Origin of the sequence: Allomuricauda sp. R78024, from assembly GCF_044596045.1 — a bacterium.
Classification (GTDB): domain Bacteria; phylum Bacteroidota; class Bacteroidia; order Flavobacteriales; family Flavobacteriaceae; genus Flagellimonas.
In genome coordinates this window covers 3,638,966-3,651,897 of the sequence record NZ_CP138995.1, presented here as the reverse complement: position 1 = coordinate 3,651,897, position 12,932 = coordinate 3,638,966, and the positions used below count along the sequence as shown (strand labels likewise).

The window sequence follows — 12,932 nt, the reverse complement described above, 5'->3', positions numbered from 1 at the left end:
CCTTAACTCGTCAACTCAGTGAATAAACTCTCAAGGTTCTTATTTTTTCTGCTCAGCTGTAGCGTTTTTAATTTGTTATCATGAGCAAAATCAAAAACGGCAGGTCTCATATCTTTTGAAGTGGCAAAGGTGATTTCATAGATAAAACCTCCAGTGTTCTTAACATGAGACACGTTGGGCAATTTGTTTAACAACACCTCTTCAACCCTATAGTCGAACTCCACTTCTATAATTTGTTCTTTTGCTTCACGGAGATCTTCCAATTTTTTATCAGCGACCAATTCTCCCTTGTTAATAATGATAACACGATCACAGACGGCCTCAACCTCCTTCATAATGTGCGTGGAAAGGAGTATCGTTTTTTCTTTACCGATCTCTTTAATCAGTTTTCTTATTTCAACCAATTGATTAGGGTCAAGCCCAGTCGTGGGCTCATCTAAAATCAATACATCTGGATCATGCAATAAGGCTGCTGCCAACCCAACACGCTGGCGGTACCCTTTGGACAGCTGGCTTATTTTCTTGTGCGCCTCAGGCGCAAGCCCCGTTTGTTCGATCACTTCTGCAATACGTTCTTTGGAAACATTATATACATCGGCGTTAAAAGCTAGATATTCCTTTACATACATTTCTAAGTAGAGTGGATTATGCTCTGGTAAATAGCCAATACTTTTTTGAACCTCACGCTCAGACTTTAAAACATCAAACCCATTTACCTCCGCATCTCCAGAATTGGCCTTGTAGTAGGTGGTTAAAACACGCATCATAGTGGATTTTCCAGCACCATTTGGACCCAAAAAACCAACGATCTCACCTTTATTAATTGAAAAAGAAACATTGTTCAATGCTTTTTGCTTGCCAAAAGTCTTGGTGACGTTTTTTACTGTAATGGACATTCAAATTTATTTGAATTCAAAAATACGGTTTTAGATTTCTCAATCTACGCTGGTTATCTCATTTTGAAATAGTAAACTAATCTATTGTGTCATTCCTATAGAATTTGAAAAATCCTGAAATATTATGAATTCTTAAAAAAAGGATATTTCTACAAAGTAATATTCAACAAATCTGGGCATTTTGCTAAAAATCGAAAAAATTTTGGGTTTAGCTTTTGTTTTTCAATTGAATACCTATCTTAGCCCAAGAATTACAACAAAATGACAAAAACGTATTTCTGGAACGGTTTTTATTTCTACTTCTTTTTTAAAAGAGGTACGGGACTGTTCTAAATATGCACTAAGTATAAGAAACACATAAGGTCCCGATGCATATCGGGACTTTTTTTTTACAATGAATTTAAAAGTTGCAATACAGGGAATTAGGGGGTCTAACCACCATCAAGTGGCAAAGGATTTTTTTGGTGATGATATAGATTTGTTGGAGTGCCTTTCTTTTGATGCCGTTATAGCACATTTGTTAAATGGTTCTGCAGATAAGGGAATTATGGCTATTGAGAATTCAATTGCTGGTTCAATAATTCCCAACTACAATCTAATTTACCATAATAATATGCACATTATTGGGGAGCATTATTTGAGCATCCATCACAATTTAATGGTATTGAAAGGAAGTTCATTTGCGGATATTGAAGAAGTGCACTCGCACCCGATGGCCCTATTGCAATGCAAGGAGTTTTTTAAGAAATACCCAAAGATAAAATTAGTTGAGGATGTGGATACTGCTGAGACGGCTAAACGCATCAAAGAAGGTAAGTTAACCAATATTGCTGCCATTGCTCCCAAAGTTGCCGCAGAGTTGTATAATTTGGATATTATTGCTTCTGAAATCCAGACGATTAAAAATAATGCAACGCGTTTTATCATTTTAAAAAAACAGAACAAAGTTCTGCCAGAGGAAGAGATAAACAAAGCTTCCTTAAGATTTATTACGGACCATAAACGTGGAAGTTTGGCAACAGTATTGAATGTTATGAGCGATTGTAATTTGAATTTGACAAAAATCCAATCCTTACCAGTGATTGAAACCCCCTGGAAATATGCCTTTTTTGTGGATGTGACTTTTGAGAGATATGATTACTTCATAAAAGCAAAATCATTATTGGAAATTATGTCTGAGGATTTTAGAGTGTTGGGCGAATATAAAAATGCATTGCAGTCATGATTACAGCAGATAGATTACATAGCGTTCAAGAGTATTACTTTTCTAAAAAATTAAGGGAAGTCCGTAGTCTTATTGATGAAGGTAGGCCAATAATCAATATGGGCATTGGCAGTCCTGATTTACCTCCTTCAAAAGAAACTGTGAGCACATTACAACATGTTTTAGAAGACAGCAAAGCACACCAGTACCAAAGTTATCAGGGCTTGCCAGAACTTCGCGAAGCTATGGCCAACTTTTATGAGTCACGTTTTGACGTGCGGGTAAATGCCAATACTGAACTTTTGCCTCTTATGGGTTCAAAAGAAGGTATTATGCATATTAGCTTAGCTTTTTTGAATGTTGGGGATGAGGTGCTAATACCAAACCCTGGCTACCCTACATATACTTCCGTGACAAACTTAGTGGGGGCAAAACCCATTATGTATGATTTGACCGCAGAAAGTGGTTGGCTTCCAGATATAAAAGCATTGGAGCGAATAGACCTATCAAAGGTTAAATTGATGTGGATAAGCTACCCTAACATGCCTACTGGTGCCAGGATAAGCATGGCTAAAATGAAAGAACTTATTGCGTTTGCAAAAGCCAATAATATACTTGTGGTCAATGACAACCCATACAGTTTTGTTCTGAATGATGATCCAACCAGTATTTTACAAGTTGAAGGTGCAAAAGAGGTTGCCTTGGAATTAAATTCGTTGAGCAAAACCTTTAATATGGCTGGTTGGCGAGTGGGGATGGTGCTAGGTAGTCAAGAACATATTACAGCAGTTTTAAAAATAAAGAGCAATATGGATTCAGGTATGTTTTACGGAATCCAAAAAGGAGCAATAACAGCTTTGCAAAGCGGTTCGGATTGGTTCAAGAATTTAGATGAAGTTTATGAAAGACGCAGGAAACTTATGTTTGAACTGGTGGATAAACTTGGAGCTGCTTACGATACGAATACGGCAGGTATGTTCGTTTGGGCCAAGTTGCCAAAAGGATCTAAGTCTTCAGAAACCTTTATAGATGAGGTGTTGTACGATAAAAACATCTTTATAGCTCCTGGGACTATTTTTGGAAGCAATGGCGAAGGGTACATACGGTTTTCACTTTGTGTGGAAGAGGATAAAATTAGAGAGGCCATAGCTAGATTTTAGGATATGAACGTAGTCATTATAGGTATTGGGTTAATTGGAGGTTCTTTTGCTAAAGATGTAAAACTACTATATCCTGAAGCCAATATTCTTGGGATTGATACAAATGAACTTCATGTAAAGGAGGCTCTGGAACTTGGAATAATTGAGGAACAGGGCAATTATGAATCTTTAGCTTCTGCAGATATCGTATTGATTAGTATTCCGGTAAATGCCCTTGTTCTTGAGTTGCCTAAAATATTGGATGCGGTGGGTGATGACACTGTGGTAATTGATGCTGGGTCCACGAAAAGGTTAATTTGTAAATCCATATCCGATCACCCAAAGCGAAGAAATTTTATGGCTTGCCACCCGATTGCCGGAACAGAATTTTCTGGACCCTCAGCGGCAATTAATGGTTTGTACGAAGGAAAAACCAATATTATTTGTGAAGTGGAAAAGACAGCTTTCATACTTCAAGAAAAAGCATTGGAAATTTTTCAGAAGTTAAAAATGCGCCTTCGCTATATGAACCCTGATGCTCATGACAAACATATAGCCTATGTATCTCATTTATCACATATAAGTTCATTTATGTTGGGAAAGACAGTAATTGAAAAAGAAAAAAATGAGCGTGATATTTTTGACATGGCAGGGAGTGGATTTGAAAGCACAGTGCGTTTGGCAAAAAGCTCACCAGATATGTGGACACCAATCTTTGAGCAAAACAAAGAGAACGTAATAGAGACGCTGGAGGAGTACATTCAAAACTTGGAAACCTTCAAACAATTGCTTTTGAATAATGACTTTGAGAATGTGCATAAGGAAATGAACAATACCAATAAAATAAAACAAATACTAAAAGGAATACCACTTACAAAAAAATAGAATTCATTATGGAAAACAAGAAGGAAATGAGAACATGGTTGGATGATATGGACTTGCCACATCCATTGGTTATAGCAGGACCCTGTAGCGCCGAGACAGAAGACCAAGTATTAAAGATAGCTCATGATTTAAAAGATACCGATGTCAATTATTACCGTGCAGGCATCTGGAAGCCAAGAACACGTCCAGGTAATTTTGAAGGTGTTGGTGCCATAGGATTAAAGTGGTTACAGAAAGTAAAAGAGGAGACAGGCCTAAAAACGGCCACAGAAGTTGCAAATAGAGCCCATGTAGATTTAGCCTTGGAGCATGATGTGGATTTATTGTGGATTGGTGCACGTTCAACCGTAAGCCCTTTTATTGTTCAAGAAATTGCTGATGCCTTAGAAGGAACGGATAAAATTGTATTGATAAAGAATCCAGTAAACCCCGACTTATCTTTGTGGTTGGGAGCTGTAGAACGCTTGTATTCAGCTGATATTAAAAATTTGGGGGTTATACACAGAGGTTTTTCCACATATGAAAAGACCAAATACAGAAATATTCCAGAATGGCAAATGGCAATTGAGTTACAATCAAAATTTCCGGATTTGCCCATAATCAATGACCCTAGCCATATTACTGGGAAACGTGATATGATTTTTGATGTATCACAAACAGCTTTGGATTTAAATTTTGATGGATTGATGATTGAAACCCACCATGATCCAGATAATGCTTGGAGTGATGCGGCTCAGCAAGTAACCCCTAAACGATTGGTGCAGATCATGGATGACCTTCGTATTAGAAAAGAGACTGATGAAGAAGCGGAGTATACTAGCAAATTGAGCAACTTAAGAGCGCAGATTGATGTAATTGACAATCAGATCATTGATATCCTTGGGAAGCGAATGAAAGTCTCAGGAGGTATTGGAACGCTTAAAAAGCAAAAAAATGTAGCGGTATTACAAACCAATAGATGGAATGCTATTTTGGGTAAAATGATTTTAGAAGGGGAATCCCAAGGACTTAGTGAGGAGTTTGTGCTAAGAATGTTCAAGGCAATTCACCAAGAATCTATTAATCATCAAGAGAAGATTATAAACGCCTAACCTTTTTTCAAGGTTTGTAGGGGCAATGTCATTTTGGACTTAGTGAGAAATCATTTTGTTCAAAATGACATTTTTATTTTAAAAAGTGTAACAGTATTCTAAATTATTCATCTTTTAAAAAGATAAAACACAGTATCATGAAAAAGTTCTTTGCACTTAGCCTCTTTTTAATTTCCACAACTATTTTTTCACAACGCATGATAGATACGGAAGTTGGGGATTTTGATAAAATCAAAGTTTTTGATTTGATTGAAGTAAATCTGATTCAATCAGATGAGAACAGGATTATGATAAAGGGCAGAAATGTGGATGACATTATTTGGATGAACAGGGATGGCGTGTTAAAACTACGTATGCAATTAGATAAAAAATTCTTAGGTGAATATACCCTGATTGAAGTGTACTACACCGATTTGGATGTTATTGATGGGAATGAAGGAGCTAAAATCACCTGTAACGAATTGGTTAAGAAGGATAAAATTGAACTGAGAGCACAAGAAGGCGCAAAAATTCGTATTGGCATGGATGTCGAATATGCAGAAATAAGGGCAGTCACGGGTGGTATTGTTCAAGCTACCGGGCTAGCACAAAATCAAAGTATTGTTTTAAATACTGGAGGAATTTTTGATGGAAGGGATTTAAGAACATCAACTACTGATATTAGGGTATCTGCTGGAGGTGAAGCAGACATTTTTGCATCAGAAGAAGTGGATATCAACATAAAAGCTGGAGGTGATGTCCATGTATACGGAAGACCTAAAAAAGTTCACAAAAATACTTTCGTAGGAGGAAGAGTTTATATGGTAGATTAAGAATATAAGAATTATGCAAAAAAAGCCCGGTACGATTTTGTTCACACCAGGCTTTTGTGTTTTTTTAAAGAATAATTACTTCTTGAAGATATACCTTGTAATAAAAATTCCTTGGCCATCTTCTTCCCCGCCATCGCTTTCCACTGCGCTGGTTACAAAAGCCAGTTCCCAGCCGTTGGCAACCATGTCATTGATCATAGAAGTCAACAAAGCATCATTGGCAGCAATGTTCTGAAAACGGATTCCGCCAATGTTGTAAAAGTTCAACAATTTGGTTTCCTCAAAATTCTTTACCCTGATGTTACCTCTTTTAGATTTGTTCCTTGTATTATCATCTTCTGTTTGAACACTGGTGTATTCTCGATAATCTTTGTCCTCTAAGGCGTTAATAATTCTAGACCTGCCCAACCCATTGGGAACAATGGACTCAACACTTGTTATGACCTTGAATTCTTGCGCACTAAGACTTAAACTTGTGGTTAATAACAAACTAGCAACCAATAAAAATTTTCTCATAATGTGTTTTTCTATATAGGAAAGACAATTTTTTTTTTGAAGGGTTGCATTTAGGGCAAATAAAAAAGCCCTTTGATTTTTCAAAGGGCTTTTTTATTTGGGTAAATATGTAATTTACTTCTTAAAGATATACCTTGTAATAAAGATTCCTTTTCCATCACCTTTTCCACCTTCACTTTCCACTGCACTGGTCACAAAGGCCAATTCCCAGCCATTAGCTACCATATCATTGATCATTGATGAAAGTAAGGCATCGTTTGCAGCAATATTCTGGAAACGGATTCCACCAATATTGTAAAAGTTCAATAATTTAGTTTCTTCAAAATTCTTTACACGGATTTCTCCACGTTTAGACTTGTTTCTTGTATTGTCATCTTCAGTTTGCACACTAGTGTACTCTCTGTAATCCTTTTCTTCAAGGGCATTTACAATTCTTGAACGGCCTAAACCATTTGGAACGATAGATTCGACACTGGTAATAACTTTGAACTGTTGGGCATTCATTTCAAAAGTTGCAGCTAATGCAATGATTGCGATAAATAAAAGTTTTTTCATGTTGTAATTGATTATTTTGATTATGATACTATCAATAGATATATCGCTTCAATTAGAGGATTATTGTTTCTTTGCAATTAAAATATTAACAAATAGTGCAAGGAACAGTCTATAAATCTACCGGAAGTTGGTATACCGTTAAATCGGAAGAAGGTGGTTTTTATGAATGCCGTATAAAAGGTAAGTTCCGTATAAAAGGTATAAAGAGCACTAATCCAGTAGCTGTTGGGGATAATGTTGTGTTTGAATTAGAGGAGATTGGAGATGAAACAGTTGCTGTAATTTATGAAATAAAAGAAAGGAAGAATTATATCATCCGTAAATCCGTAAATCTATCTAAGCAGACACATATCATTGCAGCCAATTTAGATCAGGTCTTTTTATTGATTACTTTAAACAATCCACCAACGTTTACCAGTTTTATTGACCGATTTTTAGTAACAGCCGAGGCGTATGAGATTCCGGTTGTGTTATTGTTCAATAAGATGGATGTTTATGATGAGGACCAAATGATAGAAGTGGACTATTTAATAAAGCTTTATACGGAAATAGGGTACAGTTGTATAGATATTGCTGCCAAGGAAGGAAAGAATGTAGATAAGGTCAAAGAGCTGATGATAGGCAAGACAAGTATGTTCTCTGGACATTCCGGAGTTGGGAAATCTACTTTGGTGAATGCATTGGAATCTGGATTAAAATTAAAAACTGCTGAGATTTCCGAACAACATTTACAAGGACAACACACCACTACTTTTGCAGAAATGTACGACCTCTCTTTTAATGCAAGGATCATAGATACACCTGGCATCAAAGGATTTGGTATTGTTGATATGGAACAAAGTGAGATAGGAGATTATTTTCCTGAGTTTTTTAAGTTAAAACCTGAATGTAAGTTCAATAACTGTTTACATTTAGATGAACCAAAATGTGCCATTAAAAATGCTCTGGAGAACAACGAAATCTCTTGGAGTAGATATCGCAGTTATGTACAAATGATAACGGACGAGGAAGAGAACTATAGAGTTGATATTTATAAATAAAAATAATTGAGAGCAGTCATACAAAGGGTTTCCAGAGCTAGTATAACGGTGGGCAACAATGTGATTTCGGCTATTGAAAATGGTCTTCTTGTGTTGCTTGGAATTGAAGATGCAGATGGCAAAGAAGATATAGAATGGCTTTCTAAAAAGATAACAAACCTTCGTATTTTTAATGATGATGAAGGTATTATGAACCGATCTATTTTGGATGTGGATGGAAATATCATTGTGGTAAGCCAGTTTACGCTTCACGCCTTAACCAAAAAAGGAAATCGACCTTCATACATTAAAGCATCAAAGCCGGAAATTGCGATACCGCTTTATGAAGCCTTTGTTCAAAAAATTGAAGGGGACTTAGCAAAAAAGGTAGGAACAGGAGTCTTTGGAGCAGATATGAAAGTTGATTTATTGAATGACGGCCCTGTTACGATACTGATAGATACAAAACACAGGGAATAATGGTTTTTTAACGAAATTGTTTTTTGTTTTTGTAGGAAATATAGCATTTTAGTATTAGCTAATTTAACCGACCAACTTTAATGCGCTTTCTTACTTTTTTTCTGTTATTATGTTTTCATTTTTTGTCTTCACAGAATTACAGCTATAACACTATATCTGAAGAACTTCTCAAAAATGCCAATGCTGTTGTAAGGTTGGATCAAATGTCTGTTGTAGTTAAGGCCAGAGATTTGATGGTAGTTTCTTCTAAAAGAATTATAACGGTTTTAAATGAGAAAGGTGATAGGTATGTTCATGCTTATGCGTTTTATGATAAAAGTGACAAAATCTCTATTTTAACCGCTAAGATTTATAATAACCAAGGTGAAGAAATAAACAAATTCAAAAAGAAAGATTTTTTTGATCAAAGCGCTGTTAGTGGAGGTACACTTTACTCAGATTCTAGGATGTTGTTTATGAGATATACTCCAACGGAATATCCATACACAGTTGAGTTTACCAAGGAATATACTACACCCAACACGGCATTTGTCCCCTCGTGGAGTATAATAGATGGATATAGAATAAGCGTAGAGAAGAGTTCTTTTACTTTTATTAATCAATCAGGGATAGCTTTTAGACGCAAAGAGTCCAATTTAGAGTTGTATTCCGTTGAAATAAATACTACTGCTAGCAGAGCAAATTACGAAGGGAGTAATTTAAGAGCATTGAAAAGGGAACCATTATCTCCATCTTTTAATGAATTTTCACCGACTGTTAAAATTGCTCTTGACAAATTTCATTTGGAAGGAGTCGATGGAACTGCAAAAACTTGGAAAGAATTTGGTAAATGGATTTATGACGAGTTGTTGACAGGGCTGGATGTTTTAAATCCACAAACTATAGAGCAAGTGCAAAATTTGGTAAAAGGTGTTGATGATCCTATGGAAAAAATAAAAAGGGTTTACAATTTTGTTCAAGATAATACCAGATATATAAGTGTGCAATTGGGAATAGGTGGCTGGATGCCCATAAGTGCTTCTGAGGTGGATAGAGTTAAATATGGGGATTGTAAAGGACTTACTAATTATACAATGGCATTATTAAAATCTGTTGGGATTGATTCTTATTATACTGTAGTTTATGCAGGTTCTCAGAAGCGCGATTTTGATCCGGATTTTCCTATTATGCAAGGAAATCATGCGTTTTTAAATATTCCTCTTGAAAAAGAAAATGATATTTGGTTAGAGTGCACTAGCCAAATAACCCCTGTTAATCACCTAGGAACGTTTACAGATAATAGAAACGTGCTTAAAGTAACTCCTTCCGGAGGCGAAATTGTGAAGACTAAAGCTTATCTAGATGAAGAAAACTATCAACTAACCAAAGCCGAGTATTTTACAGATATTGGCGGTGCAATAAATGGTAGAATAAGTATTTTATCCAAAGGCATCCAATACAATCAGAAGTATAGACAACCAAGCAAATCTAAGGTAGAACAAGAAGAGTATTATAAGGAATATTGGGGATATGTAAACAATCTTTCCTTAAGTAGAATCGACTTTAAAAATAACAAAGAAAATATAGTATTTGAAGAGGAACTGGAGATTACTGCAGAGAATTATTTGTCTCGAACTGAAGAAAAATTTCTTTTTGCGCCAAATATTTCCAATAGGAATTTGGCAATACCTGAAAGATGTAGAAATAGGAAAAGAGATCTTGTAATATTTCGTGGATACTTGGATGAAGATGAATTTACCATACACCTTCCAGAAAACTTTAAACCCGAAACATTAATTAAACCTATCAATTTAGAAACGAAGTTTGGTGATTATCAAGTTGTACTCAAGGAAAAAGCCCCTGGAGTTCTTCAATATAAAAGAAAGCTATTAATTAAATCAGGAAGATATGCAAAGGAGGATTATGAGTCATACAGAAACTTCCGTAAAAAAATTGCCAGATACGATAACTCTAGAATTGTCCTAACCAAAATATAATTATGAAAATCAAGCTTTTTTTACTCATATTAGTTGGTGTTCATTTTGTTCATGCCAATGATTTTAAATTTGGAAAAGTTTCAAAAGAAGAACTATCAGAAAAGCAACACCCAACTGAGTCTGATGCCAATGCTGCAATACTTTATAAAAAAGAAAGGGTGTTTTACAACTATGACTACGAGCAAGGATGGGCAGTAATTAAAGAGGCTCATTACAGAATCAAAATCTATAATAAAGAAGGACTGGATTGGGCAACACTTCAGGTTCCCTTATACATATCTAGGTCAGATGAAGAAAAGATTTCTAGCGTAAAAGGGTTCACATTTAATATGGCTGATGGAAAAATAGTAAGTGAGAAACTCAAAAAAGATGGTGTTTTTGTTGAGAAAGTAAACAAGTATAGAAACAAAGCATCCATTACAATGCCTGAAGTTAAGGAAGGCAGTGTTTTAGATATAGAGTTTAGAGTTTCTTCTCCTCTTTATTGGCACATGGACGATTTTAAATTTCAGTACGCCATCCCGGTCAAAAAAGTGGATTTGAAGCTTGATATACCAGAATACTTCGTTTTTAAAAGACATAGTAAGGGGTTTTATCCCATAAAATTAAATGAATCAAGGAAGAGTAGATCTATAACCGTGTCATATAGATCGGAAGATGATCAATCAGGGAGATCTATAAAGACATCACGTAAGAATGGTGCATTGGAATTTTATGAAAACGTGTATGAGGTCAATGCCAATGACCTACCATCTTTAAAAGAGGAGATGTACACAAATAACATAGATAATTATAGAGCAGCAATAAAGTTTGAGTTAGCTTCTACACAATTTCCGAACAGGCCGCACAAAAACTATAGTTTGAGTTGGGAAGGAGTGGCAAAATCAATATATGAGTTTAATAATTTTGGATCAGAGCTAAAAAAAACAAATTATTTTGAAGAAGATGTGGACAATGTAATAGTTGCACAAACTGAAGATATGGAAAAGGCTAGACTAATTTTCGAGTTCGTTAAATCAAAAATGACTTGGGACAAGTATACAGGAGTTACATGTAGCAGTGATGGTATTAAAAAAGCTTATAGAGAAGGCTCAGGCAATGTGGCTGAAATTAATTTAATGCTTACTGCAATGTTCAGATATGCTGGATTAAAGGCCAACCCAATATTAGTGAGTACAAGATCTAATGGAATTCCACTTTTTCCAACAACAGACGGATTTAATTATGTTATTTCTGGCATTGAAGTGATGAATGATGTTATTCTTTTTGATGCCACTGAAAAAAATACTTATCCAGATGTTCTTCCTAACAGGGCATTAAATTGGATGGGGAGACTTGTTCGTAAGGATGGAAGTTCATCTCAAGTTGATTTGATTCCGAAAGAGCCATCAAAGGAATTGCATTATATGAATGCTAAAATTAATGTTGATGGTTCTGTTGAGGGTAGAACAAGAACGCAGTATTCCAATCAACTTGCACTATCTTTTAGAGATGTTTTGGACAGTACGGATGAAGAAACTTACCTGGAAGAACTTGAAAATAATTATGGGGAAATGGAAATCTCTTCCTTTGACATTAAGAATAAAGATGAATTTTCAAAACCAGTAATTGAGACTTGCGAGTTTAGTAAAGAAAACCAATGTGAATTCTTGGGCGAAAAGATTTATTTCAGACCAATGTTGTTTTTGGCTCAAACGGATAATCCTTTTAAAATGGATAAAAGGGAATATCCAATTGATTTCACCTTTCCCAGACAGAAAAAGTATATAATCAATTTATCCATTCCGGAAGGATATCAAATAGAGTCATTACCTGAGAATGCAATTGTTCAATTACCTGAACAAGCTGGAATCTTTAAGTTTAAAATAGCATCTCAGGAAAATCAGATTAGGGTAAGTGTTTTAACAGAATTTAAAACTGCACTTTTCCCCTCTAACTACTATGACGTTTTAAAAGAGTATTACAAAAATTTAGTTTTAAAACAATCAGAAAAAGTAGTTTTGTCCAAAATCTAAATTATATGGATATCCAAAATGCCCAAAAAGCAGTTGACGAATGGATAAAAACCCATGGGGTTCGCTACTTTAACGAACTCACCAATATGGCCCAACTTACAGAGGAGGTTGGTGAAGTTGCCAGAATCATTGCAAGGCGATATGGGGAGCAAAGTGAAAAAGAATCGGACAAGACCAAAGATTTGGGGGAAGAACTGGCAGATGTACTCTTTGTAGTACTTTGTCTGGCAAACCAAACAGGGATAGATTTGCAAGAAGCTTTTGATAAAAAACTGGATTTAAAAGCGAAACGAGATCATGACCGTCACCAGAATAATGAAAAGCTCAAATAAACTATATTTGAG

At 35.5% G+C, this 12,932-nt stretch carries 13 protein-coding genes; 10 read left to right on the top strand and 3 right to left on the bottom strand.

Going from position 1 to position 12,932, the window contains the following annotated elements; genetic code table 11:
- Positions 1 to 2: 2 nt before the first annotated feature.
- The gene (gldA, locus tag SJY44_RS16545) at positions 3 to 896 is read right to left on the bottom strand and encodes a gliding motility-associated ABC transporter ATP-binding subunit GldA (RefSeq protein WP_396590553.1); all 894 of its coding nucleotides are present in this window, start codon (positions 894 to 896) and stop codon (positions 3 to 5) included.
- 394 nt (positions 897 to 1,290) lie between these two features.
- Here gldA and SJY44_RS16540 point away from each other — a divergent pair, with 394 nt between their 5' ends.
- The 5 genes from SJY44_RS16540 (at position 1,291) to SJY44_RS16520 (ending at position 6,027) form a co-directional block, all read left to right on the top strand.
- Positions 1,291 to 2,121, top strand: a complete 831-nt coding sequence (locus SJY44_RS16540) for a prephenate dehydratase (protein WP_299169289.1) — start codon at positions 1,291 to 1,293, stop codon at positions 2,119 to 2,121.
- Positions 2,118 to 3,260 (top strand): pyridoxal phosphate-dependent aminotransferase, encoded by a 1,143-nt coding sequence (locus tag SJY44_RS16535; protein WP_396590552.1) that lies wholly within the window; start codon positions 2,118 to 2,120, stop codon positions 3,258 to 3,260. The genes SJY44_RS16540 and SJY44_RS16535 overlap by 4 nt, the downstream gene beginning before the upstream one ends.
- Before the next feature lie 3 nt (positions 3,261 to 3,263).
- Positions 3,264 to 4,124: a prephenate dehydrogenase gene (locus SJY44_RS16530; RefSeq protein ID WP_396590551.1), complete on the top strand. Its 861-nt coding sequence runs from the start codon at positions 3,264 to 3,266 to the stop codon at positions 4,122 to 4,124.
- 8 nt (positions 4,125 to 4,132) lie between these two features.
- Positions 4,133 to 5,215: a chorismate mutase gene (locus SJY44_RS16525; RefSeq protein ID WP_396590550.1), complete on the top strand. Its 1,083-nt coding sequence runs from the start codon at positions 4,133 to 4,135 to the stop codon at positions 5,213 to 5,215.
- Positions 5,216 to 5,352: 137 nt separating this feature from the next.
- Positions 5,353 to 6,027 (top strand): head GIN domain-containing protein, encoded by a 675-nt coding sequence (locus SJY44_RS16520; RefSeq protein ID WP_396590549.1) that lies wholly within the window; start codon positions 5,353 to 5,355, stop codon positions 6,025 to 6,027.
- A gap of 75 nt (positions 6,028 to 6,102) precedes the next feature.
- On the opposite strand, the gene SJY44_RS16515 is transcribed toward SJY44_RS16520, so the two are convergent.
- Positions 6,103 to 6,543 carry a hypothetical protein gene (locus SJY44_RS16515; RefSeq protein WP_396590548.1) on the bottom strand — a complete coding sequence of 147 codons (441 nt, stop codon included), beginning with the start codon at positions 6,541 to 6,543 and terminating at the stop codon, positions 6,103 to 6,105.
- Between the two features lie 114 nt (positions 6,544 to 6,657).
- Entirely contained in the window at positions 6,658 to 7,098 is a 441-nt protein-coding gene (locus SJY44_RS16510) for a hypothetical protein (RefSeq protein WP_298930373.1), read from the bottom strand.
- Positions 7,099 to 7,193: 95 nt separating this feature from the next.
- Between SJY44_RS16510 and rsgA the strand changes: the two genes are divergently transcribed.
- The 5 genes from rsgA (at position 7,194) to SJY44_RS16485 (ending at position 12,920) form a co-directional block, all read left to right on the top strand.
- Entirely contained in the window at positions 7,194 to 8,138 is a 945-nt protein-coding gene (gene rsgA, locus SJY44_RS16505; protein ID WP_298930369.1) for a ribosome small subunit-dependent GTPase A, read from the top strand.
- A 6-nt stretch (positions 8,139 to 8,144) separates the two neighbouring features.
- Positions 8,145 to 8,597 (top strand): D-aminoacyl-tRNA deacylase, encoded by a 453-nt coding sequence (dtd, locus tag SJY44_RS16500; RefSeq protein ID WP_396590547.1) that lies wholly within the window; start codon positions 8,145 to 8,147, stop codon positions 8,595 to 8,597.
- A gap of 80 nt (positions 8,598 to 8,677) precedes the next feature.
- Positions 8,678 to 10,573: a DUF3857 domain-containing transglutaminase family protein gene (locus tag SJY44_RS16495; RefSeq protein WP_396590546.1), complete on the top strand. Its 1,896-nt coding sequence runs from the start codon at positions 8,678 to 8,680 to the stop codon at positions 10,571 to 10,573.
- Between the two features lie 2 nt (positions 10,574 to 10,575).
- Positions 10,576 to 12,588: a transglutaminase domain-containing protein gene (locus SJY44_RS16490; RefSeq protein WP_396590545.1), complete on the top strand. Its 2,013-nt coding sequence runs from the start codon at positions 10,576 to 10,578 to the stop codon at positions 12,586 to 12,588.
- A gap of 5 nt (positions 12,589 to 12,593) precedes the next feature.
- Positions 12,594 to 12,920 carry a nucleotide pyrophosphohydrolase gene (locus SJY44_RS16485; RefSeq protein WP_298930358.1) on the top strand — a complete coding sequence of 109 codons (327 nt, stop codon included), beginning with the start codon at positions 12,594 to 12,596 and terminating at the stop codon, positions 12,918 to 12,920.
- The last annotated feature ends 12 nt before the right edge of the window (positions 12,921 to 12,932 follow it).

Excerpts from the sequence above, each read along its gene's own strand:
- gldA (WP_396590553.1), bottom strand. The coding sequence starts at position 896 with ATGTCCATTACAGTAAAAAACGTCACCAAGACTTTTGGCAAGCAAAAA.
- SJY44_RS16540 (WP_299169289.1), top strand. The coding sequence starts at position 1,291 with ATGAATTTAAAAGTTGCAATACAGGGAATTAGGGGGTCTAACCACCAT.
- SJY44_RS16535 (WP_396590552.1), top strand. The coding sequence starts at position 2,118 with ATGATTACAGCAGATAGATTACATAGCGTTCAAGAGTATTACTTTTCT.
- SJY44_RS16530 (WP_396590551.1), top strand. The coding sequence starts at position 3,264 with ATGAACGTAGTCATTATAGGTATTGGGTTAATTGGAGGTTCTTTTGCT.
- SJY44_RS16525 (WP_396590550.1), top strand. The coding sequence starts at position 4,133 with ATGGAAAACAAGAAGGAAATGAGAACATGGTTGGATGATATGGACTTG.
- SJY44_RS16520 (WP_396590549.1), top strand. The coding sequence starts at position 5,353 with ATGAAAAAGTTCTTTGCACTTAGCCTCTTTTTAATTTCCACAACTATT.
- SJY44_RS16515 (WP_396590548.1), bottom strand. The coding sequence starts at position 6,543 with ATGAGAAAATTTTTATTGGTTGCTAGTTTGTTATTAACCACAAGTTTA.
- SJY44_RS16510 (WP_298930373.1), bottom strand. The coding sequence starts at position 7,098 with ATGAAAAAACTTTTATTTATCGCAATCATTGCATTAGCTGCAACTTTT.
- SJY44_RS16495 (WP_396590546.1), top strand. The coding sequence starts at position 8,678 with ATGCGCTTTCTTACTTTTTTTCTGTTATTATGTTTTCATTTTTTGTCT.
- SJY44_RS16490 (WP_396590545.1), top strand. The coding sequence starts at position 10,576 with ATGAAAATCAAGCTTTTTTTACTCATATTAGTTGGTGTTCATTTTGTT.
- SJY44_RS16485 (WP_298930358.1), top strand. The coding sequence starts at position 12,594 with ATGGATATCCAAAATGCCCAAAAAGCAGTTGACGAATGGATAAAAACC.